The following is a 21,938-nucleotide window of genomic DNA, read 5'->3' as shown; positions in this document are numbered from 1 at the left end:
GAAGAGTAAAAAGAATAGAAAGGGACAACGAACATGAGTCTTCTAAATGATATTCTCGAATTTAACAAGACATTTACTGAACAAAGAGAGTATGAAAAGTATCAAACATCAAAATTTCCAGATAAAAAAATGGCGATTCTTTCTTGCATGGATACTCGTCTGGTTGAACTGCTGCCGCATGCGATGAATTTGCGAAACGGTGATGTGAAAATCATTAAAAGTGCCGGTGCGCTTGTGACACACCCATTCGGAAGCATCATGAGAAGTATACTCGTCGCAGTGTACGAGCTGAATGCAGATGAGGTGTGTGTGATCGGGCATCACGATTGCGGCATGAGCAAAATCAGCAGCAAAAGCATGCTTGAAAAAATCAAAGCAAGAGGGATTCCGGAAGAACGCATCGAAACAATAAAGTACTCCGGTGTAGACTTTGATCAATGGTTTAAAAGCTTTGATTCAGTGGAAGCGAGTGTGAAAGACAGCGTAGACGTTATTAAACATCACCCGCTGTTCCCGGAAAACGTTCCGGTCCATGGCTTAGTCATTGATCCTAAAACCGGAAAACTGGATCTTATCGTAAACGGTTATAACAATTAATGTTTTTGTTTCTTTTCAGGAACGGGATCGACTCCTCCCGGATGGAACGGGTGGCATTTCAAAATCCGTTTGATTGTCAGCCATCCGCCTTTTAAAGCGCCATGTGTTTTAATCGCTTCGATTCCATATTGGGAACAGGTCGGATAAAAGCGGCACGTTGGCGGTGTCAGGGGCGAGATGAATTTTTGATATCCTCTGATCAGAGCGATGAATAGGGTTTTCATGTTTCTTCAGCAACCTTTCTGATGCAAGTATAAGAAAAAAAACACAGATTGAAAAGTTAATCAATAATTCTTATCGGAAAAGTATGTTATAATGAAATTACATTTTTAAAAAAGGGGAGAGTGCCATTATGCCTTCAGTAGAAAGTTTTGAGCTTGATCATAATGCGGTTGTTGCTCCATATGTAAGACATTGCGGCGTGCATAAAGTGGGAACAGACGGCGTTGTAAATAAATTTGACATTCGTTTTTGCCAGCCAAATAAACAGGCGATGAAGCCTGACACCATTCACACACTCGAGCATTTGCTCGCGTTTACGATTCGTTCTCACGCTGAGAAATACGATCATTTTGATATCATTGATATTTCTCCAATGGGCTGCCAGACAGGCTATTATCTAGTTGTGAGCGGAGAGCCGACATCAGCGGAAATCGTTGATCTGCTTGAAGACACAATGAAGGAAGCGGTAGAGATTACAGAAATACCTGCTGCGAATGAAAAGCAGTGCGGCCAAGCGAAGCTTCATGATCTGGAAGGCGCTAAACGTTTAATGCGTTTCTGGCTTTCACAGGATAAAGAAGAATTGCTAAAAGTATTTGGCTAAAATAGAAAGGACCTTTTTGCGCATAAGCAAAAAGGTCTTTTTTGTGACGTCTCATATTTTGTGTACCATTTGCTGTAAGCGTTTGCTACTATTTAGGTAAACGATGAAAGGGTGATGGCATGAAAAAGATGTTGGTTGTTCTGCTTTTTTCTGCTTTTTTGCTTAACGGGTGCGGATCTGGTGAAAGCAAAGCAAATACAGCTGAGACGCCCGAGGTTTTGGATGTCAAGCTGACCGGGCCTGAAAAAGTAAATCCCGGAGAAAGCGCTGCTTATGAAGCAGCCGTATCATATGGTGATGAAGCTGTGACGGATGCCGATGAAGTAGAGTTTGAAGTATGGAAAGAAGGGGAAAAAGACGCAAGCCAAATGTTTAAGGCGAAACAAGAAAAAGGCGTATACCGATTGGAAACGACGTTTAAGGAAGATGGTGTATACACTGTCCAATCTCATGTCACAGCAAAAAAACAGCATAGCATGCCGACCTTAAAAGTCCAAGTCGGAGACGCCGATGCTGCCAGCAATCAGTCAGAAGAGGAGCATTCACATCATCATTGATTGTGTGAATCAGAGTGATTTTCTTGTGGTGGATCAATGGTATGCTTTACATTATAGGCTTTTACAGTCGTCCAAATGGTTACAAGCAAAACAGCCAGCACAATCAAAATACTTATCGTAATGAGAAGCGTCATGACATTCCACCTCCCGTTTTTTAACAATTGTAGCATAATAGAAGAAATCGTGACAGATAAGGGTAAAAAAGAGGTTTTAGCGTACGATATTAAGGGTATACATAGTCATATAACAAGGAGGAGATACCATGTCAGAACAATTGATTCAAGCAGTGAACAAACAAGTAGCCAACTGGACGGTCATGTATGTGAAACTACATAATTATCACTGGTATGTGAAAGGAAAAGATTTCTTCACTCTTCATGAAAAGTTTGAGGAGCTGTACAATGAAACGGCAACTTATATTGATGACTTAGCAGAACGTCTTTTGGCGCTGAACGGAAAACCGATTGCAACAATGAAGGAATCCTTAGAAACGGCTTCTGTCAAAGAAGCTGCTGGAAATGAAACAGCTGAACAAATGGTTCAAAGCGTATATGATGATTTCACAGTCATCGCGGAAGAGCTGAAAAACGGCATGGATTTAGCTGATGAAGTCGGTGACGAAACAACAGGGGACATGCTTCTTGCGATCCATCAAAATATTGAAAAACATAACTGGATGCTAAAAGCTTACCTAGGTTAAGTTCAAAAATAGAACGGCCGGATGTCTTAAAAAAGACGTCCGGCTTTTCTTTTTGTATCTTAAAAATAGGCGACAACCAGTCCATTTTTCTGAAAAATCCAATCCGTTCGGCTTGTTTACCATAGAATATTGTAAGGCCGTTTCTGTGAAAGGATGTTGGGATAAATGGATAGAGACTTTGGCATCTTTTCGTTTTTAGCAGTCAGCGTTTCAGCAGCGGGTTTTTTCTTTGGAGGTTTTCAGTATTCATTTCTGATTTTGCTCTCTCTTATGGCAATTGAATTTATCAGTACGACTTTGAAGGAAACGATTATTCACAAACTGTCATTTAAAAAGGTATTTGCCCGGCTTGTCAAAAAATTAGTCACGCTGGCTCTGATCTCTGTATGCCACTTTTTTGATCAGCTGCTGAATACACAGGGATCAATTCGTGACTTGGCTATTATGTTTTATATTCTTTATGAATCTGTGCAAATTGTTGTGACAGCCAGTTCTCTTGGCATACCGGTTCCTCAGATGCTTGTCGATCTTTTAGAAACGTTAAAAAATAAATTTAAGCGCAAACCGTAACTTTTCCCTGTTCGCGGGTCATAATAAAGCCCAGAGCGTCGGTCGCACTTTCCGGCAAAAGTATCGCAAAAAAACTGTACGAGCTAGTCTGCATGCAGAACCTGACGGCGTGCTGGGTCCCTTATTTTTTGATAAAAGGCTTCCGAAGAAACGTAACTGTGGTATGATGTATGGAAGATAGCTAGGAACGGATTTGAGGGATAAACATGTACGAGTTTAAAGATTATTATCAGAATACTGTTCAGCTTTCCTTTGACGATCAGCCTTTCTCGGACAGCCCGAAGCATGTCTGGGTGATTTGCCGTTTTGGCGGCAAATGGCTTTTAACAGAACATGAGGACAGAGGCTATGAGTTTCCAGGCGGGAAAGTAGAGCCGATGGAGTGCGCAGAAGAGGCTGCGCTCCGGGAAGTAAAGGAAGAGACGGGCGCGAGAGTCAAAAGCCTCAAGTATCTCGGACAGTATAAAGTTCTCGGAAAAGAAAAAGTGATTGTAAAAAATATATATTTTGCAGATATAGAAAAGCTTGAAAAGCAAGCTGATTACTTTGAAACGAAAGGCCCGGTTTTGTTTCACGAGCTTCCGGAGAACCTTTCCCGCAATAAAAAATTCAGCTTTATTATGAAGGATTCCGTACTTCCGATCAGTTTGAAAAAACTGAAAGAATCTGGATGGATTGAATAAAAAACCCGGCATATATGCCGGGTTTTTTATGTCCTCCCCTTCGTCCATTTCTTTTCCAGCAGCTCGACGCCCTGATACATCAGAGTGGCGAAGATGGCGATGATCAGCAGGCTTAAGAAGACGAGTGTAAAATTGAAGACTTGGAATCCGTAAATAATCATATATCCTAATCCGACCTTCGAAACGAGGAATTCCCCTACAATGACGCCAACCCATGATAAACCGACGTTCACTTTTAGTGTTGAAATAATCGCGGGGGAAGATGCAGGCAGTATGACTTCTTTAAAAATAACCCACTTTTTTGCGCCGAATGTTTTCATGACTTTCGTATAGTTTTCGTCGACCTCTTGGAAGGCGGTGTAGACAACGATGGTTGTGATAATGACGCTGATGATGGCTCCCATCGCAATGATGCTGATAAAACTGGGACCGAGCGCGACAATCAGGATCGGGCCTAGGGCCACTTTCGGCATTGCATTCAAAATCACAAGATACGGATCTAAAATTCTGGCAAGTCGGTTAGACCACCATAACAAAGCGGCGAGGCACGTGCCCATAAACGTCCCAAGCAAAAAGCCAAGCACCGTTTCAAATAAAGTGACGCCGATGTGTGACAGTAAAGAACCGTCACCAAGTTTCTCCAGCAATAATCGCCACACAGCTGAGGGAGAGCTGAAGATCAGCGGATCGATCCAGCCCTGCCTGCTGGAGGTTTCCCAGCCCGAGAAAAAGAGAATAAATATGGCAAGCTGAAAGGAATGAACCTTCCACTTTTCCTTTTTCTGTTTGAATTGATACTGCTCGTGAAGCAGATCAATGGTTTCTTTGCTGTTTCTCAAGAGAATTCAGCTCCTTCCATATCGTTTGAAACAGTGTCTGGAAGGAAGGTTCCTGACGGGCGTCAAAAGGCAACATCGCGGCCAATTCCTTAGGAATGGTAAAAATCTGATGGATGGTGCCCGGCTGATTTGAAAATAAAAAGATCTTATCGCTCATCGCTATCGCTTCCCCTATATCATGAGTGACAAGCACTGCTGTTTTTTGATATTCCTTTAATGTGCGGAATACCAGGTTTTCCAAAGACAGCTTTGTCTGAAAATCAAGCGCGGAAAATGGCTCATCCAGCAAAAGCAGACTAGGGTTAGGCGCAAGTGTTCTTGCAAGCGCAGCCCGCTGGCGCATCCCGCCTGACAGCTCTTTCGGATATTTTTTCTCCACATCTATGAGGCCGAACTCCGGCAATAGACCGAGTGCAGCGGCTTTGCTTTCTTCTGTCAGTGTGTCGGCGATTTTTAAACCGAGAAGCACATTTTCCTCGATAGATTTCCAGGGAAATAAGTAATCCTGCTGAAGCATATAGCCAATATTATGTTCTTTTTGATTCGGCTCACGGCCTTCAATCAGAACTCTGCCTTCTGATGGCTCAATCAAACCGGCAATAATGGAAAGCAGTGTTGTTTTTCCGCAGCCGCTTGGGCCGAGAAATGAGATGAAATCGCCTTTTTCGGCATCGAAATGAATATCCCGCACAGCCGTTGTTTTTTCTTTAATAGAAAAATAAGTATGGGTTACATGGTCGACATGTAAGAAAGACATAGATGGCGCCTCCTATTTCTCCGAGGTGACTTTTTCAGCAATTTCTTTATTTACAAGCTGATTGTATGGAATGTGCTTCGGCAGTTCTCCCGATTGATCCATAATGGTTTGGAGAAGCTCCCATTCTTTTTCGTTAAGCAGAGGGTCTGGCGAATATGAATGCTGTTTTTTATAGCGTTCAATGGATGTTTCGATGACGTCTGGGTCGGTATCATCAAATTCATCTTTAATGGCATCTGTGATGTCCTTCGCAGAATGATTTTCAACCCACTGCTGCGCCTTATAAATGGCCTTTGTAAACTTGACGGCTGTGTCTTCATTTTTCTTCAAATAGCTTTGTTTCGCCATAAAAGTCGTATAAGGAACCTCTCCTGATTCTTCTCCGAATGAAGCCACGATATGGCCGATGCCTTTTTTCTCAAAGAGAGAAGCCTGCGGTTCAAAGAGCTGTACATACTCACCGGTTCCAGAAGCAAACGCATTGGCAATATTGGCGAAGTCTATGTTCTGGATGAGGTCTATATCCTTATGCGGGTCAATCTTATGTTTGTTCAGTACATACTCGCCGACCATTTGCGGCATGCCGCCTTTTCGCTGACCGAGAAACGTTTTTCCTTTCAGCTGATCCCAGTCGAAGTGTTCAACATCTTCTCTCGCGACAAGAAACGTTCCGTCTGTCTGAGTCAGCTGGGCGAAATTAATGACGGGATCTTTAGCCCCTTGCGCTTCGACATAAATAGATGTTTCTGACCCGACAAGCGCGATGTCGGAGCCGTTGGAAAGAAGCGATGTCATCGTTTTATCTCCGCCCCAGGTCGTATTCACATCGACATCAAGCCCTTCTTCCTTAAAAAAACCTTTAGACTCAGCAACATATAAAGGTGCGTAAAAAATTGAATGGGTCACTTCAGCTACTTTGACTTTGGTGAGCGTTTCTTCCTGCTTGCAAGCCGCCAGGGCGAACATCAGAAAGATACTGCCGACACAGGCGAAGCCCAGCCTTAACCATCTGTTCACATAGACAACCTCCTTATTTCGCATCAAGTTAATATCCTTTTTTGCTTTACATATCGTATGATGGGTATAAAAATGTGTGAATGCCTAACCAGGTTCTCCGGATGTAATTTTGGAGTAAGGAAAGCATATAGAAAAAAGGAGGCGGCTGTTTTGATTGTAGAGAAAAGAAGATTTCCGTCGCCAAGCCAGCATGTGCGTTTGTATACGATCTGCTATCTGTCAAATGGATTACGGGTTAAGGGGCTTCTGGCTGAGCCGGCGGAACCGGGACAATATGACGGATTTTTATATTTGCGCGGCGGGATTAAAAGCGTGGGCATGGTTCGGCCGGGCCGGATTATCCAGTTTGCATCCCAAGGGTTTGTGGTGTTTGCTCCTTTTTACAGAGGCAATCAAGGAGGAGAAGGCAATGAGGATTTTGCCGGAGAAGACAGGGAGGATGCATTTTCTGCTTTTCGCCTGCTTCAGCAGCACCCAAATGTCAAGAAGGATAGAATCCATATCTTCGGTTTTTCCCGCGGCGGAATTATGGGAATGCTCACTGCGATCGAAATGGGCGGGCAGGCAGCTTCATTTGTTTCCTGGGGAGGCGTCAGTGATATGATTCTTACATACGAGGAGCGGCAGGATTTGCGGCGAATGATGAAAAGAGTCATCGGCGGAACACCGAAAAAGGTGCCTGAGGAATATCAATGGAGGACACCGTTTGACCAAGTAAACAAAATTCAGGCTCCCGTGCTGTTAATCCATGGAGAAAAAGACCAAAATGTTTCGATTCAGCATTCCTATTTATTAGAAGAGAAGCTAAAACAACTGCATAAGCCGGTGGAAACATGGTACTACAGTACATTCACACATTATTTCCCGCCAAAAGAAAACCGGCGTATCGTGCGGCAGCTCACACAATGGATGAAAAACCGCTGACAGTGAAATATGTTATGATAAAGAAAAAAGAGAACGAAAGGGGATTTCACTTTGGGAATGCCTGTTGAATTTAATACACTGATTGTGACAAAAGGAAAAGAAGTTCGCATAGATGAAAATATATTCACGTTAGAGAAGGACGGATACCGAGTATATCCGATGGAGATTCCAATGGATGTACGCAAAACAAAGTTTGGCGAAAAGTCAGGCACAGCTGAAGTGCAGAAGCTTCAATGGGAAGAAGGCCGGACCATCATTACATACAAGCTGACTTCTTTGCATTCCGTCAATTAAAACAAGCCAAGAGCATAATTGCTCTTGGCTTTTGTTTTTTATACGAGAGGGCCGCCTGCCTGGGCGATGGCATCGGTATGTGCGAACTTTTTAAAGTTCTCTTTGAATTCATTTGCAAGGTAGACTGCTTTTTCTTTGTATTCTTCCTTGTTGGCCCACGTGTTTTCAGGCTGAAGGATATGATCAGGAACGCCAGGAACATGGGCCGGAATGTGCAGGCCGAAAATATCGTCAGTTATCATTTCAGCATCCTCTAATTTACCTTCAATCGCTGCTTTGACCATTGCTCTAGTGTAAGAAAGCTTCATTCGTTCGCCTGTGCCGTAGCCGCCCCCGGTCCAGCCGGTATTGACTAAGAAAACGTCTGCGCCGTGTTCATCGATCTTTTTGCCGAGCATTTCAGCATAGACGTGAGCAGGAAGCGGCAGGAACGGTGAGCCGAAGCATGTAGAAAACGTCGTTTCAGGAGACGTGACACCACGTTCGGTTCCGGCAAGCTTACTCGTGTAACCGCTCAAGAAATGGTACATCGCCTGCTCCTTCGTTAGTTTGCTGATCGGCGGCAGGACTCCGAAGGCATCAGCCGTCAAAAATACAATTGCTGACGGATGGCCGGCCATGCTTGGAGTCACGATGTTGTCAATCATATGAATCGGGTAAGCTGCCCGTGTGTTTTCAGTATAGAAGGAATCATCATAATTGGCTTCGCGTGTATCTTCATCCACAACGACATTTTCGAGAACAGACCCGAAGCGGATCGCGTTAAAGATTTGCGGCTCCTTTTCCTCGCTTAAATGAATGCACTTAGCGTAGCACCCGCCTTCAATATTAAAGACGCCTGTATCAGACCAGCCATGTTCATCGTCACCGATCAGCTTGCGGTCAGCATCTGCCGACAGGGTGGTCTTGCCTGTTCCTGACAGTCCGAAGAAAAGGGCGACATCGCCTTTTTCACCGACATTGGCGGAGCAGTGCATAGATAAAATATCTCTTTCAGGCAGCAGGAAATTCATAATGGAGAAAATGGACTTCTTCATTTCACCGGCATACTCAGTTCCGCCGATTAAGATCGTCCGCTTTTCGAAAGAGACAATAATAAACGTTTCGGAATGAGTGCCGTCTGTTTTTGGATCCGCTTTGAAGTGCGGAGCAGAAAGAATGGTGAACGGCTGCTCAACTGTTTTCTTATCATTTCCTTCCGGACGGATAAACAGCTGCCGCGCAAATAAATTGTGCCATGCGAACTCATTTACGACAGTGATCGGCAGCCTGTATTTCTCGTCTGCTCCGGCAAATCCTTCGAAAACAAACAGTTCATCTCGCTCCTTTAAATAGCTGACAACTTTCGTGTACAGCCGCTCAAACGCTTCTTCTGAAATCGGCTGATTCACCGGGCCCCAATCGATCTTATTTTTCGTGCTTTCTTCCTCCACGATGAATTTATCTTTAGGTGAGCGTCCTGTGTAAGCGCCTGTTGTCGCGCGAACAGCACCTGTGGATGTTAAAATGCCTTCGTTTCGGGAGAGGACTTTTTCTGTTAGCTGTGCTGCAGATAAATTATGACGCACATTTGGACATGTTAATAAGGCTTGTAAATCAGCGGTCAAATCAACTGAGTTCATATGAAACCTTCCTTTATCGTTTTTTGTGTTTTGCTAATTGTGAATTAGTATAACATATATTTTCAAATAGTCTATACTATTTATTATTTTTTGTGTGTGCATTTCCATTGTTTTCCCTCAATATAGGTGCCTATTTCTTCTGAATCATATTGACATTGCAAACCCTTTTACGATAAGATATTTCATTGAGCGGATACTCTTATCCCGAGCTGGCGGAGGGACAGGCCCTATGAAGCCCAGCAACCGGTTTCTCTGTTATTTATTATGTTCAACTGAGTGAGACAACCAAGGTGCTAACCTGTTGCAAGGTTGTATGATTCCTTGAGCGATAAGAGTGAAAGGCACAAAGACCAAACCCTTTCCTCGATGGAAAAGGTTTTTTTATTTCATAAATATGCCAATTAACATTCTCTAATATAACTGTACATTGTATAAGAGGGAGCGAGTTCCGTATCATATATACAAGGTCTTTCGGGAGGCCTTGTGCAGGAGGAAGCAAATCATGAGTAAAAATCGTCGTTTATTTACATCAGAATCTGTTACGGAGGGGCATCCGGATAAAATCTGTGACCAGATTTCTGACAGCATTTTAGATGAAATTTTAAAGAAAGACCCTAACGCGCGTGTTGCTTGTGAAACATCTGTGACAACAGGTTTGGTTCTTGTAAGCGGAGAGATCACAACTTCTACGTATGTTGACATTCCGAAAACGGTTCGCCAAACCATTAAAGAAATCGGATACACACGTGCAAAATACGGATTTGATGCGGAAACTTGTGCGGTTTTAACATCAATTGATGAGCAGTCTGCTGATATCGCGATGGGCGTAGACCAAGCGCTTGAAGCCCGTGAAGGCACAATGAGCGACGAAGAAATTGAAGCGATTGGTGCGGGTGACCAAGGATTAATGTTCGGTTATGCGTGCAACGAAACGAAAGAGCTTATGCCTCTTCCAATTTCACTTGCCCATAAATTAGCCCGCCGCCTAAGTGAAGTCCGTAAAGAAGATATTCTTCCGTACCTTCGCCCTGACGGCAAAACACAGGTAACGGTTGAGTACGATGAAAATAACAAACCAGTCCGCATTGACGCGATTGTGATTTCAACTCAGCATCATCCTGAAATTACACTTGAGCAAATTCAGCGCAACATTAAAGAACATGTAATCAATCCGGTTGTTCCTGAAGAGCTGATTGATGAAGAAACAAAATATTTCATCAACCCTACAGGACGTTTCGTAATCGGAGGCCCTCAAGGGGATGCGGGACTTACAGGACGCAAAATCATCGTTGATACGTACGGCGGCTATGCACGCCACGGCGGAGGCGCGTTCTCAGGTAAGGACGCGACGAAGGTAGACCGTTCTGCAGCTTATGCGGCAAGATACGTTGCGAAAAACATCGTTGCGGCTGAGCTTGCTGATTCTTGCGAAGTACAGCTTGCTTACGCGATCGGTGTTGCACAGCCTGTGTCAATCTCAATCAACACATTCGGTTCAGGAAAAGCTTCTGAGGAAAAACTGATTGAAGTTGTTCGCAATAACTTTGATTTACGACCTGCCGGCATTATCAAAATGCTTGATTTGCGCCGTCCGATCTACAAACAAACTGCTGCGTACGGCCACTTTGGACGTCACGATGTTGACCTTCCATGGGAGCGCACAGACAAAGCGGAGCAGCTGCGTAAAGAAGCGTTAGGAGAATAATTTTATAGCCGCTTACTGGTTAAGCGGCTTTCCCTTTTTTATCGTTGTATTCATGTTTATTTTTTTACATAACTGTGAAACCAAATACTATTCACAGCGTCTATAAATAGGGGTTCAATGATGACAATTTTAATTATGGAGGCAATACTATGTGTGGATTTGTCGGGGTTTTTAACAAGCATCCGTTAGCTCAAACCGCTGATCAAGAAGAACTAATCAAACAAATGAACCAAATGATCGTTCACCGCGGTCCTGACAGTGATGGATATTTCCATGATGAGCACGTCGGCTTCGGATTCAGACGGCTCAGCATTATTGATGTAGAAAATGGCGGACAGCCTTTATCATATGAAGATGAAACATATTGGATTATCTTTAACGGAGAAATCTATAACTATATCGAACTGAGAGAAGAACTTGAAGCAAAGGGGTACACATTCAACACGGATTCGGACACAGAGGTTCTTCTTGCGACTTACCGTCACTATAAAGAAGAAGCGGCGTCCAAACTGCGCGGTATGTTTGCCTTTCTGATTTGGAATAAAAACGATCATGTGCTTTATGGGGCAAGAGATCCATTCGGCATTAAACCGTTGTACTACACAACGATCAATGATCAGGTTTATTTTGCCTCAGAGAGAAAAAGTTTAATGATTGCTCAGAATGATATTGAAATAGATAAAGAGGCATTGCAGCAGTACATGTCTTTCCAATTTGTTCCTGAACCAAGCACGCTTGATGCCCATGTGAAAAAAGTAGAGCCGGGTTCACAATTCACAATCCGCCCGGACGGCGATATCACATTCAAAACGTATTTCAAAGCGAACTTCAAGCCGGTTCAGACTGAAGAAGACAAGCTTGTGAAAGAAGTCCGAGACGCGATCTATGACTCTGTAAACGTTCATATGAGAAGTGACGTTCCTGTCGGTTCGTTCCTGTCTGGCGGGATTGATTCTTCCTTTATTGTGTCTGTTGCGAAGGAATTTCATCCAAGCTTAAAAACATTCTCTGTCGGCTTTGAACAGCAGGGCTTCAGTGAGGTTGATGTAGCGAAAGAAACGGCAGCGGCGCTGGGCATTGAAAATATCAGTAAAGTCATTTCGCCTGAGGAATACATGAATGAGCTTCCGAAGATCGTTTGGCATTTTGATGACCCGCTTGCTGATCCGGCAGCGATTCCGCTGTACTTTGTTGCAAAAGAAGCGAAAAAACATGTAACGGTTGCTTTATCAGGTGAAGGAGCGGATGAGCTCTTCGGCGGATATAACATTTACCGTGAACCGCTTTCGCTTAAACCGTTTGAACGGATTCCGTCCGGCTTGAAAAAGATGCTTCTGCACGTTGCTGCCGTTATGCCTGAAGGTATGAGAGGGAAGAGCCTGCTTGAGCGCGGCTGCACTCCGCTTCAGGATCGTTATATCGGTAACGCGAAAATCTTTGAAGAGTCTGTCAAAAAGCAGCTGTTGAAGCATTATAATCCGAACCTTTCATATCGCGATGTGACGAAGACTTACTTTACAGAAAGCAGCTCGTACAGCGATATCAACAAAATGCAGTATGTCGATATCCACACTTGGATGCGCGGCGACATTTTGTTAAAGGCGGATAAAATGACGATGGCGAATTCTTTGGAACTGCGTGTGCCGTTCTTGGATAAAGTCGTATTCGACGTCGCTTCAAAAATTCCTGATGAGCTGAAAACGAAGAACGGCACGACGAAGTATCTTCTTCGCAAAGCCGCTGAAGGAATTGTGCCTGAGCACGTATTAAACCGCAAAAAGCTTGGTTTCCCTGTACCGATCCGTCATTGGCTGAAAAACGAAATGAACGAATGGGTACGGAATATTATTCAAGAAAGCCAAACGGATGCTTATATCCATAAGGATTATGTCCTTCAGCTTCTTGAAGACCATTGTGCGGACAAGGCTGATAACAGCCGTAAAATTTGGACTGTGCTAATCTTTATGATCTGGCACAGCATCAATATTGAAAAACGGTATATGCCTGAAGAGCTGAGCCATCAGCCTAAAGAAGTCATCTTTGTGTAACAGACAACAAGGCTTTCGAGTAGTCGAAAGCCTTGTTGTTATCCTTTTATTTCTCCATCATCATTGATTTACCCAATCCGTACGGAATATTCAGAAAAATGATATAATGATATTTTTTTCTAGGGGAGAAGAAGCATGCAAAAACAAAAACAAGAGCTGCACCGCGGACTCGAAGAAAGGCATATTTCTTTAATGTCTTTAGGAGCTGCTATAGGAGTAGGGTTGTTCCTCGGCTCCGCATCAGCTATTCAATTAGCAGGGCCTGGTATTTTGGTAGCGTATGCCGCAAGCGGCCTGGTCATGTTTTTTATTATGAGAGCGCTTGGGGAAATGGCCATTCAAAAACCGGTCGCAGGCTCCTTCAGCAGGTATGCGCGTGACTATTTGGGACCGCTTGCAGGCTATTTAACAGGGTGGAACTACTGGTTTTTATGGGTTGTCACCTGTATGGCCGAAATTACTGCTGTCGGCATCTATATGGGGTTCTGGTTTCCTGACGTGCCAAACTGGATTTGGGCATTATCGGCGCTGGTCATTATGACGGGTGTTAATTTCCTGGCTGTCAAAGCTTACGGTGAGCTGGAATTTTGGTTCGCATTGATTAAAATTGTTGCGATCTTATCCATGATTGCTGTCGGTTTATTGATGATTATTGCAGGAGTCGGCAATGGGGGCATTGCAACTGGAATCAGCAATTTATGGAACAACGGTGGATTTTTCCCTCATGGAATAAAAGGGGTTTTATTGTCACTTCAAATGGTGATGTTCGCCTATTTAGGGATTGAAATGATCGGAGTGACGGCTGGCGAGGTGAAAAACCCGCAAAAATCGTTAGCCAAAGCAATTGATACAGTATTTTGGCGGATTTTGATTTTTTATGTAGGCGCTTTATTCGTCATTATGTCTATTTATCCGTGGCAGGAAATTGGCTCTCAGGGAAGCCCATTTGTTCTCACGTTCCAAAAAGTGGGCATTCCATCAGCTGCAGGCATCATTAACTTTGTCGTGTTGACAGCCGCGCTGTCTTCATGCAACAGCGGTATTTTCAGCACAGGGCGGATGCTGTTTAACTTGGCGGAACAGAAAGAGGCGCCACAAGCATATGGTCAGCTGACGAAAGGCGGCATCCCGGGTAAAGCTGTTCTGGCTTCAGCGGGGGCTTTATTAGTCGGAGTGCTCTTAAACTATGTTGTCCCTGCGAAGGTATTTACTTGGGTTACAAGTATTGCGACGTTCGGAGCGATTTGGACGTGGGCAATCATTTTGCTTTCTCAAATAAAATACAGGAAAAGTTTGAAGCCGGAAGAAAAGAAACAATTAAAGTACAAAATGCCTTTATTTCCGTTTACGTCTTATGTGTCATTGGCATTTCTAGCATTCGTCGTCATTCTTATGGCTTACAGCCCTGATACAAGAGTAGCCGTGATTATCGGGCCGATATGGTTTCTCATCTTGCTGGCTGTGTACTATGGAAAAGGGTTTCACAAAAAAAATGCGGCTGCTGCCAGCGAACGAAATATCAGCTGACAAAAAGAGCTCCCAGCGGGCTCTTTTTGTGTGTGCTCATAGAAAATAGAGAACAGGAAAGAATAGGTATGTGTGTTTGCAGAGGCTGTTTATAGTTTTGTGATAAGATAAAAGTCATACGTTTCATGCTATATGTGAACGTTTTATGGAAAAATTGAAACCCGAACTGTGATGACGTCCGGGTTAACGATGGTTATTGCTTTCAAATATAATTTGAAAAATGGTAAAGTAAGACGAAGCAGGTCTTATGTTTGTTGAAGAAATTTATAATATTGGCCCTTTTCTACATATTCTGACCGTATTCTTTGCATATCTTTTCGGTCTTCTTCCGTCAAAGGGCGGATGACTTTTGCAGGGCGGCCAAAGGCGAGATGGCCAGGCGGAATGGTTTTTCCAGGCGGGACAAGACTGCCGGCACCAATAAAAGCGCCTTCGCCAATTTCGGCTCCGTCTAAAATGATTGAGCCCATGCCGATTAAGGCGTTCTTGCGGATAACAGCGCTATGAAGTGTAACCTGATGGCCTATCGTGGCGTCATCTTCAATGAGCAGCGTCTGGTTCGGGCTTTGATGGAGGCAGCTTAAATCTTGGATATTGACTCTGTTTCCGATTCTGGTCGGCGCAACATCTCCCCTTATGACAACAGAAAACCAAATGCTGGACTGTTCTCCGATCACGACATCACCGGTAATTGTTGCATTATCAGCTATAAAGGCTGTTGGGTGGATATCTGGCTTGTGTTCCTTATAAGGGTAGATCATAAGATTCATCCTTCTTTCTCTATTTAAATTTCGTATGAGGTGAAGAGCATGTGGACCTGGAAAGCAGACAGACCTGTTGCCGTGATTGTAATTATTCACGGGGCAAGTGAATATCACGGACGATATAAATGGCTGATTGAAATGTGGCGGTCCTCGGGTTATCACGTTGTCATGGGCGATTTGCCTGGACAGGGAACAACGACAAGAGCGAGAGGGCATATTCGCTCGTTTCAAGAATACATTGATGAAGTAGATGCTTGGATAGATAAAGCGCGAACTTTTGATCTGCCGGTTTTTCTTCTAGGTCACAGCATGGGCGGTCTGGTCGCGATTGAATGGATTAAACAGCAAAGAAATCCCAAGATTACGGGAATTATTTTATCATCACCGTGTCTCGGACTGCAAATTAAAGTGAATAAAGCGCTTGATCTTGCATCAAAAGGCCTGAATGTCATCGCTCCGTCACTTAAGGTTGATTCGGGATTATCAATTGATATGGCGACGCGCAATGAGGACGTCATTGAGGCTGACCAAAATGATTCGTTATACGTCAGGAAAGTTTCTGTCAGATGGTACAGAGAGCTTTTAAAGACAATTGAATCGGCAATGGTGCCGACAGAGGCATTTTTGAAAGTTCCGCTTCTTGTGATGCAAGCCGGTGATGACAAGCTTGTTGACAAAACGATGGTCATCAAGTGGTTTAATGGTGTTGCTTCTCATAATAAAGCATACAGAGAGTGGGAAGGGCTTTACCATGAGATCTTCAATGAACCCGAGAGAGAAGATGTTTTTAAAGCAGCAAGAGCGTTTACTGATCAATATATTTGAACTAGTAGGGGGTGCATGTGTTGACAGTACCGGAACATCCTTTTGGATTGATGGCAAAGGTATATCGAGATATTTTTCCGCTCGTTCATCAAGAGCTGGACATATGGAAGCAAAAATCAGAATCGATTCATAACAGTGAATTGAAAGCACAGGCAACCGCAAGTATTCGGGACAAAACGTTTCACTGTGAAGGCGGCGGCATACTGGCCTTATTGTCAGGCAGCCAAAAACAGAAATGTGTCGAGTTTATCATCGCGTATCAAACGATTAGTGATTATTTGGACAATCTGTGTGACCGCAGCACCTCGCTGGACCCGCAGGATTTTCGGATGCTCCATGCCTCAATGCAGGATGCACTGACAGTTGGGGCGGAACTGCAAAACTATTATCAATTCAGGGAAGAACAGGATGACAGCGGATATCTGCACGAACTGGTCAAAACGTGCCAGCGTGTCCTTGGTTCCATTGAGCACTATGACATGATTAAACCTTATCTGCTTGAACTGTGCGGCTATTATTGCGATTTGCAGGTGCATAAGCACGTTATTGAGCATGAGCGTGTTCCGCGGCTTGAAAAGTGGTTTACTCAATATGAATCAGAGCTGCCTGAGATGGAATGGTATGAATTTTCAGCCTGTGCAGGCTCAACGTTAGGCATTTTCTGTCTGGTTGCGTATTCGTTCCAGCCTGATTTCACAGAAAGCACCGCTAAAAAAATCCGCGACAGTTATTTTCCTTACATACAGGGCCTTCATATTCTTCTTGATTATTTGATTGATCAAGAGGAGGACTTGCTGGAAGGAGACTTGAATTTCTGCTCGTATTATCAGTCTCATGAAGAGATGATGAATCGGCTTGAACACTTTATCTATAAAGCCGACGAGCATTTACAAGGCATTCCGCATGAAAACTTCCATCGTTTAATCAATCGCGGGTTGCTTGGTGTTTATTTGTCAGATGATAAAGTGGCAGGCCAAAAGGAAATGGGCCGGCTCGCAAAGAAGCTGATCAAAGCCAGCGGAAAAACCTCCCTTTTCTTTTATATCAACGGCAGAGCCTACCGGAAATTTCAAAAAATGTCCTGGATGAAAAACTCAAAGAAAAAAGCTCAAATCATTTGCTGATCTGAGCTTTTTTTTCGATGGCGACAATAAATGGCGGGTTATTTTGCTGATTGATAAATCCGTATGTTAATACACGGGCTGATTGCTGGTCCAAGTCCCGGCAAAACTCAAGCACGTCGTTTTTTTCAGCTTTGCCTTCCGGGTGGCCATGATAGACGACGAGAACAATCAGACCTTCGTCTTTCATGATGCTGAGAAGCTGTTCAATTGCTTTGATCGTAGAACTGCCGTTTGTCGTAATTGATTTGTCCCCGCCTGGCAAATAGCCGAGGTTAAATACCGCGGCCGCCACTTTGCCATGTGTTTCAGGCGGGAGGGATTCAGCGATTTTATCATGGCTTTTGTGAAATAACGTTGTTCGCGCTTGATACATGTCACCGAGCCGTTCCTTTGTATTGGCCACGGCTGATTCTTGGATGTCGAATGCGTATACATGGCCGTTTTCACCGACAAGCTCCGCTAAAAACTGTGTATCATGTCCGTTGCCCATTGTCGCATCTACGACAATATCTCCTTCTCCCGCGGCCATTTTCAGCAGTTCTTTGCTGTAAGGAAGAATTTTCTTCAAAATCATAGCGCTGATTCCTCCTCAAGGCGCTGAAAGAACTTTCCTTGATAGCTGCCTCGATTTTCTAGCTCTTTATTAATGGCGCCAAGCACTTCCCATTTGTTGACGCTCCACATTGGCCCGATCATCAACTCAATCGGTCCGTCACCTGTAATGCGGTGGACGATCATTTCAGGCGGAATGATCTCAAGCTGATCGCAGACGAGCTGCACATAATCATCTTGAGAAAGAAATTCCAGCTTTCCCTTTTCATATTGCTTGACCATCGGCGTGCCTTTCAGTAGGTGAAGCAGATGGATTTTAATGCCCTGGACGTCCAAATCTGCGACGGCCTTTGCCGTTTCCATCATCATGTCCCGGTCTTCCAAAGGCAGCCCGTTGATAATATGCGAGCAGACACGTATGCCGTGTTTTCTTAATTTATTGACGCCTTCCACATAGCAGTTAAAATCATGTGCGCGGTTGATCAGAAGTGCAGTCCGTTCATGAACTGTTTGAAGCCCAAGCTCCACCCACAAATACGTACGTTCATTCAGCTCTGCCAAGTAATCAACGACATCATCAGGCAGACAGTCCGGGCGTGTGGCGATCGAAATGCCGACCACATCATCTAAGGCGAGGACGGATTCGAATTTCTCACGAAGCACCTCAACCGGGGCGTGAGTGTTTGTGAAAGCCTGGAAATAAGCGATGTACTTACCGTCCTTCCATTTTTCGTGCATGCGGTTTTTGATGTCATGGAATTGCGTAATTAAATCATCGGCCCGGTTCCCGGCAAAATCGCCGGAGCCTGCTGCGCTGCAAAACGTACAGCCTCCGTGGGCTACGGTGCCGTCCCGATTCGGACAGTCAAAACCGCCGTCAAGCGCCACTTTAAACACCTTATGGCCGAAATGTTCTCTGAGATGATAATTCAATGTATGATAGCGTTTTTCCGTATTTGAATAAGGAAAAGGATTGTTCTGCATCACAATTCATGTGCCTCCTTGCGTACGATTGCATCCTAAAATTGTAGCACGCATTTCACAAGAGAACAAATGAATATCGACCATAAATTACTTTATTGAACAAAGTCAGATGAGGCTACAATATGAATGATGGATGATTTCCATTACCAAGAGGAGGGGTTACTGTGGCAACAAGACAATCAGTAGATGAACATCTCCAGCAATGTATGCAGGCCTATGATTATGCTGAAGAACAGCTGAAAATCGCTTCTAAACAAGAGCATTATAACGATCAAGAATATAGTGATGCACAAATGCAGCTAGAAGATGCGGTAAATGCCTTGAATAAACTATGGCTGTCGTCAAATGATCAGCAGAGAGAACAGCTGTACAGAATGAGGCTTCAGCTTCAATCTTTGCAAAATAATATGATCCTGCAGCACCCTCTTGATGTGTAGGAAAACGGACCCTTTTAAAAGGGTCCGTTTTTTTTTTGTAAAAAAAGGATTGACTTTGTGAGTCAAAGTATTTATTGTATTAAGTGTACTAATTGAAGTAATACACTATAGACACTGATATAAAATCATTTATATATTGACATTAAGGGAGGCAGTTATGAAACATAAAAAACGAAACAAACGTAACGTGCCAATGCTGATTGCGGCATCTGTGATCGCTTGTTCTTTTTTTCTTGTTCTTGTGATGATCGGTTTTGAATGGCAAAAAAGTATAATTGATCATTTTTATCTATAAAAGGTTCAGATCGTATAGAAAGTAGGGAAGTAAATGATTCAAATCGATCCAAGAAGCTCAACACCCATTTACGAACAAATTATTCAGCAAATGAAAGAGCTTTGTTTGAAAGGGATCATGAAGCCTGGTGATAAGCTTCCTTCTGTCAGAGAATTGGCAACGATCATTATTGCGAATCCGAACACTGTCAGCAAAGCGTATAAAGAACTTGAGCGAGAGGGGATTATTGAAACGCTGCGGGGCAGAGGGACCTATATATCGGAGAATGCAAAAACGACACTGGTTGAAGGGAAGATGACGATGATTAAAGAGCAACTCAAACAGCTCATCATCGATGCACACTATGCAGGGGTTGAGCTGGAAAAACTGCACGAATGGATAAAGGAAATCAGCGCTGATGTGAAGGGAGGCAAAAAAAATGATTGAACTACGGCAGCTGTCAAAAGCGATTGACGGCAATCAAGTATTAAAAGATGTTTCATTAACAATCGAAAAAGGAGAAATCTTTGGATTGCTTGGACGCAACGGATCAGGGAAAACGACGATGCTTCGCTTAATCCAGCAAATCATTTTCGCTGACAGCGGAACGATTTTATTTGACGGCGTAGAAATCAAAAAGCACCCGAAGGTCAAACAAAATATCATCTACATGCCTGTTCAAAATCCTTTTTACGACAAGTATACATACAAGCAGCTTGTTGATATCCTGAGAAGAATATATCCGAAATTTGATGTCACGTACGCGAATGAACTGATGAACAGATACGAAATTCCAGAAACGAAAAAATACCGTGAGCTGTCGACAGGCTTGAAAAAACAGCTGTCGCTCGTTCTGTCGTTTGCGGCGAGACCGGCGCTGATCCTCCTTGATGAGCCGACGGATGGTATTGATGCGGTAACTAGACATGATGTGCTGCAGCTGATGGTCGATGAAGTGGCAGAGCGTGATACGAGTATCCTGATTACGTCCCACCGGCTTGAAGACATAGAGCGGATGTGCAACCGAATTGGCTTTCTTGAAGATAACAGGCTGACCAACGTCATGGATCTTGATGAATTAAAAGAAGAATACATCAAAATACAAATGGCGTTTGACACAGATGTCAATCTGGCCATCAGAGAGCAAAACATTCCGATGCTCGATCAGGCTGGCGTGTTTTACACAGTGCTGATACCGAAAAGCGATGAGGAGAAAAAGAGCTTTTTGAGAGAGCTGAAGCCAAAAGTATGGAATGAGCTTCCTGTCAACCTGGAAGAAGTGTTCATTGCGAAGTTTGGAGGGAAGCGGAGATGGTAGACCGAGGTCTCCTCTATCGAGAGTGGAAGCAGAATCAAGTGGTGATTTTGTTAAGTATCGCGTTTTTAGTATTGGCAAATCCGCTTTCTATCGTTAATACGTATTTGTCTTATCAAGGGTGTCTGGCTCATCAAGATCCGCAATATTGTGAATTTATTGTGAATTATCATAGGAGCAATCTAATAGATATCAACTGGGTGCCGGGTGTCATTTTGGCGGTCTGCTTCCTCGGAATGGAGCGTTCGAAAGGCACGATGGATTTTATATTAAGCCTCCCATATAACAGAAGCCAAATTTTTCAGACGAAATTTTGGTTAGGCGGTTTTGTGATTGTGCTGTCGCAATTAATTGGCTTTTTATTTGCGTGGCTGCTGATTCTTGTCTATAACCCTGAACACGTCTACTTTTTTGAGCACAGCAGCGTTGGAGTAATTGTGATTAGTTTTATGGCTTATTGTTTGTTGATGGCTGCTGGTGCATTAACGGGGAATGTTTTTGCCCAGTTATTAACGGCATTTGCTGCTGCGGTATTGCCGTATTTAATTGTTGCATTGCCGGTTGGAAACTTTGAAGTTGTTTTTGGTGTGAATATATGGGAAATGTTCCCTTCCCCTGAGGCGTATTTCTCTCTGACGAGCAATTTATTATATCTTGTGCCCATTGGTTATGTTGCAAGTGACTGGCTTATCGATAGTAAATATATTTTAATGATTCCAGCTGCCATGAGCATTCTGTTTTACTTGATTGGTTTGATAAGCTTCAAAAAGCTTCCAAGTGAACGAAACGGACACTTTTTCTTATGGAACAGATTAGACCGTCCGGTGCAAATTCTGATTATGGCTTTTGGTATTCTTGGATTTGGTTTGTTTGGATACTCTGCCGGACAATCAATGATTGGTTATATTTTAGGAATGATCATTGGGGCAGTTGTTGGATTCTTTGTGAGCTACTTCGCTATTAATAAGAAAATGAAACATTAAGGAATACTTTCGGT

General features: G+C 43.6%; 27 protein-coding genes and 1 riboswitch. Of the genes, 18 read left to right on the top strand and 9 right to left on the bottom strand.

The features are described from left to right. The first annotated feature begins 33 nt into the window (after nt 1-33). A complete protein-coding gene (locus NSQ83_RS16110; RefSeq protein WP_003229074.1) occupies nt 34-597 on the top strand; it encodes a carbonic anhydrase in 564 nt (187 codons plus the stop codon). Here the strand turns inward: NSQ83_RS16110 and yidD are convergent. Beyond that, nucleotides 594-821 carry a membrane protein insertion efficiency factor YidD gene (yidD, locus tag NSQ83_RS16105; protein ID WP_003229076.1) on the bottom strand — a complete coding sequence of 76 codons (228 nt, stop codon included), beginning with the start codon at nt 819-821 and terminating at the stop codon, nt 594-596. The two genes, NSQ83_RS16110 and yidD, sit on opposite strands and share 4 nt — an antisense overlap. A gap of 128 nt (nt 822-949) precedes the next feature. On the opposite strand from yidD, the gene NSQ83_RS16100 reads away from it, so the two are divergent. Next, on the top strand, nt 950-1,423 hold the full coding sequence (locus NSQ83_RS16100) for an S-ribosylhomocysteine lyase (RefSeq protein WP_003219361.1): 474 nt from the start codon (nt 950-952) through the stop codon (nt 1,421-1,423). Nucleotides 1,424-1,542: 119 nt separating this feature from the next. Next, nucleotides 1,543-1,980 (top strand): FixH family protein, encoded by a 438-nt coding sequence (locus tag NSQ83_RS16095; RefSeq protein ID WP_014480629.1) that lies wholly within the window; start codon nt 1,543-1,545, stop codon nt 1,978-1,980. Here NSQ83_RS16095 and ytzI read toward each other — a convergent pair. After that, on the bottom strand, nt 1,974-2,114 hold the full coding sequence (gene ytzI, locus NSQ83_RS16090; RefSeq protein WP_003229081.1) for a YtzI protein: 141 nt from the start codon (nt 2,112-2,114) through the stop codon (nt 1,974-1,976). The two genes, NSQ83_RS16095 and ytzI, sit on opposite strands and share 7 nt — an antisense overlap. A gap of 128 nt (nt 2,115-2,242) precedes the next feature. Here ytzI and NSQ83_RS16085 point away from each other — a divergent pair, with 128 nt between their 5' ends. The 3 genes from NSQ83_RS16085 (at nt 2,243) to ytkD (ending at nt 3,933) form a co-directional block, all read left to right on the top strand. Then, nucleotides 2,243-2,680: a Dps family protein gene (locus NSQ83_RS16085; RefSeq protein ID WP_003229083.1), complete on the top strand. Its 438-nt coding sequence runs from the start codon at nt 2,243-2,245 to the stop codon at nt 2,678-2,680. A gap of 165 nt (nt 2,681-2,845) precedes the next feature. Continuing rightward, nucleotides 2,846-3,250 (top strand): holin family protein, encoded by a 405-nt coding sequence (locus NSQ83_RS16080; RefSeq protein WP_003229085.1) that lies wholly within the window; start codon nt 2,846-2,848, stop codon nt 3,248-3,250. A 206-nt stretch (nt 3,251-3,456) separates the two neighbouring features. Beyond that, on the top strand, nt 3,457-3,933 hold the full coding sequence (ytkD, locus tag NSQ83_RS16075; RefSeq protein ID WP_003229087.1) for an RNA deprotection pyrophosphohydrolase: 477 nt from the start codon (nt 3,457-3,459) through the stop codon (nt 3,931-3,933). Nucleotides 3,934-3,959: 26 nt separating this feature from the next. Here ytkD and NSQ83_RS16070 read toward each other — a convergent pair whose 3' ends face one another. Genes NSQ83_RS16070 through NSQ83_RS16060 form a run of 3 tightly spaced genes read right to left on the bottom strand, consistent with a single transcriptional unit; the run spans nt 3,960 to nt 6,546 of the window. Continuing rightward, nucleotides 3,960-4,772 carry an ABC transporter permease gene (locus tag NSQ83_RS16070; protein WP_014477740.1) on the bottom strand — a complete coding sequence of 271 codons (813 nt, stop codon included), beginning with the start codon at nt 4,770-4,772 and terminating at the stop codon, nt 3,960-3,962. After that, nucleotides 4,747-5,529, bottom strand: coding sequence for an ABC transporter ATP-binding protein (locus tag NSQ83_RS16065; RefSeq protein ID WP_198878554.1), 783 nt, complete (start codon nt 5,527-5,529; stop codon nt 4,747-4,749). Before NSQ83_RS16065 ends, NSQ83_RS16070 begins: the two co-directional genes overlap by 26 nt. A gap of 12 nt (nt 5,530-5,541) precedes the next feature. Next, complete coding sequence (locus tag NSQ83_RS16060) at nt 5,542-6,546, bottom strand: ABC transporter substrate-binding protein (RefSeq protein ID WP_047183069.1); 1,005 nt, start codon at nt 6,544-6,546, stop codon at nt 5,542-5,544. A gap of 150 nt (nt 6,547-6,696) precedes the next feature. On the opposite strand from NSQ83_RS16060, the gene NSQ83_RS16055 reads away from it, so the two are divergent. Together NSQ83_RS16055 and NSQ83_RS16050 are read left to right on the top strand one after the other, a co-directional pair. Continuing rightward, on the top strand, nt 6,697-7,470 hold the full coding sequence (locus NSQ83_RS16055) for a prolyl oligopeptidase family serine peptidase (RefSeq protein WP_003246204.1): 774 nt from the start codon (nt 6,697-6,699) through the stop codon (nt 7,468-7,470). A 51-nt stretch (nt 7,471-7,521) separates the two neighbouring features. Further along, complete coding sequence (locus NSQ83_RS16050; protein ID WP_004398611.1) at nt 7,522-7,764, top strand: DUF2584 domain-containing protein; 243 nt, start codon at nt 7,522-7,524, stop codon at nt 7,762-7,764. A gap of 38 nt (nt 7,765-7,802) precedes the next feature. Here NSQ83_RS16050 and pckA read toward each other — a convergent pair whose 3' ends face one another. Further along, nucleotides 7,803-9,386: a phosphoenolpyruvate carboxykinase (ATP) gene (pckA, locus tag NSQ83_RS16045; RefSeq protein ID WP_185183610.1), complete on the bottom strand. Its 1,584-nt coding sequence runs from the start codon at nt 9,384-9,386 to the stop codon at nt 7,803-7,805. A gap of 196 nt (nt 9,387-9,582) precedes the next feature. Then, nucleotides 9,583-9,721, top strand: a riboswitch (SAM riboswitch). Nucleotides 9,722-9,888: 167 nt separating this feature from the next. Between pckA and metK the strand changes: the two genes are divergently transcribed. The 3 genes from metK (at nt 9,889) to alaP (ending at nt 14,666) form a co-directional block, all read left to right on the top strand. Continuing rightward, a complete protein-coding gene (gene metK, locus NSQ83_RS16040; RefSeq protein ID WP_003229102.1) occupies nt 9,889-11,091 on the top strand; it encodes a methionine adenosyltransferase in 1,203 nt (400 codons plus the stop codon). 149 nt (nt 11,092-11,240) lie between these two features. Then, on the top strand, nt 11,241-13,139 hold the full coding sequence (asnB, locus tag NSQ83_RS16035) for an asparagine synthase (glutamine-hydrolyzing) (protein WP_003229103.1): 1,899 nt from the start codon (nt 11,241-11,243) through the stop codon (nt 13,137-13,139). A 135-nt stretch (nt 13,140-13,274) separates the two neighbouring features. Further along, the gene (gene alaP / locus NSQ83_RS16030; protein ID WP_024571819.1) at nt 13,275-14,666 is read left to right on the top strand and encodes an alanine permease AlaP; all 1,392 of its coding nucleotides are present in this window, start codon (nt 13,275-13,277) and stop codon (nt 14,664-14,666) included. A 245-nt stretch (nt 14,667-14,911) separates the two neighbouring features. Here alaP and NSQ83_RS16025 read toward each other — a convergent pair whose 3' ends face one another. Continuing rightward, nucleotides 14,912-15,427, bottom strand: coding sequence for a gamma carbonic anhydrase family protein (locus NSQ83_RS16025; RefSeq protein ID WP_032726461.1), 516 nt, complete (start codon nt 15,425-15,427; stop codon nt 14,912-14,914). A 48-nt stretch (nt 15,428-15,475) separates the two neighbouring features. Here NSQ83_RS16025 and ytpA point away from each other — a divergent pair, with 48 nt between their 5' ends. Then, nucleotides 15,476-16,255, top strand: coding sequence for a phospholipase YtpA (gene ytpA / locus NSQ83_RS16020; RefSeq protein ID WP_003229109.1), 780 nt, complete (start codon nt 15,476-15,478; stop codon nt 16,253-16,255). A 20-nt stretch (nt 16,256-16,275) separates the two neighbouring features. After that, nucleotides 16,276-17,379, top strand: coding sequence for a tetraprenyl-beta-curcumene synthase (gene tbcS / locus NSQ83_RS16015; protein ID WP_134991441.1), 1,104 nt, complete (start codon nt 16,276-16,278; stop codon nt 17,377-17,379). On the opposite strand, the gene NSQ83_RS16010 is transcribed toward tbcS, so the two are convergent. Together NSQ83_RS16010 and NSQ83_RS16005 are read right to left on the bottom strand one after the other, a co-directional pair. Continuing rightward, nucleotides 17,369-17,953, bottom strand: coding sequence for a class I SAM-dependent methyltransferase (locus tag NSQ83_RS16010; protein ID WP_198878555.1), 585 nt, complete (start codon nt 17,951-17,953; stop codon nt 17,369-17,371). The two genes, tbcS and NSQ83_RS16010, sit on opposite strands and share 11 nt — an antisense overlap. After that, nucleotides 17,950-18,918 carry a TIGR01212 family radical SAM protein gene (locus tag NSQ83_RS16005; RefSeq protein WP_024572829.1) on the bottom strand — a complete coding sequence of 323 codons (969 nt, stop codon included), beginning with the start codon at nt 18,916-18,918 and terminating at the stop codon, nt 17,950-17,952. Before NSQ83_RS16005 ends, NSQ83_RS16010 begins: the two co-directional genes overlap by 4 nt. Before the next feature lie 161 nt (nt 18,919-19,079). Here NSQ83_RS16005 and NSQ83_RS16000 point away from each other — a divergent pair, with 161 nt between their 5' ends. The 5 genes from NSQ83_RS16000 to ytrC all read left to right on the top strand — a co-directional run bounded on the left by NSQ83_RS16000 (nt 19,080) and on the right by ytrC (nt 21,924). After that, entirely contained in the window at nt 19,080-19,352 is a 273-nt protein-coding gene (locus tag NSQ83_RS16000; RefSeq protein ID WP_003229117.1) for a YtzC family protein, read from the top strand. Nucleotides 19,353-19,509: 157 nt separating this feature from the next. Further along, on the top strand, nt 19,510-19,647 hold the full coding sequence (locus NSQ83_RS15995) for a hypothetical protein (protein WP_003229119.1): 138 nt from the start codon (nt 19,510-19,512) through the stop codon (nt 19,645-19,647). Nucleotides 19,648-19,680: 33 nt separating this feature from the next. Beyond that, nucleotides 19,681-20,073 (top strand): GntR family transcriptional regulator YtrA, encoded by a 393-nt coding sequence (ytrA, locus tag NSQ83_RS15990; protein WP_003229121.1) that lies wholly within the window; start codon nt 19,681-19,683, stop codon nt 20,071-20,073. Further along, nucleotides 20,066-20,944 carry an ABC transporter ATP-binding protein YtrB gene (gene ytrB, locus NSQ83_RS15985; RefSeq protein WP_003229123.1) on the top strand — a complete coding sequence of 293 codons (879 nt, stop codon included), beginning with the start codon at nt 20,066-20,068 and terminating at the stop codon, nt 20,942-20,944. Before ytrA ends, ytrB begins: the two co-directional genes overlap by 8 nt. Beyond that, nucleotides 20,938-21,924, top strand: a complete 987-nt coding sequence (gene ytrC, locus NSQ83_RS15980) for an ABC transporter permease YtrC (protein WP_029726914.1) — start codon at nt 20,938-20,940, stop codon at nt 21,922-21,924. The genes ytrB and ytrC overlap by 7 nt, the downstream gene beginning before the upstream one ends. Nucleotides 21,925-21,938: the final 14 nt, after the last annotated feature.

Source organism: Bacillus sp. PS217 (assembly GCF_037963535.1).
GTDB lineage: Bacteria > Bacillota > Bacilli > Bacillales > Bacillaceae > Bacillus > Bacillus subtilis.
This window is presented reverse-complemented; position numbering and strand designations above follow the sequence as displayed.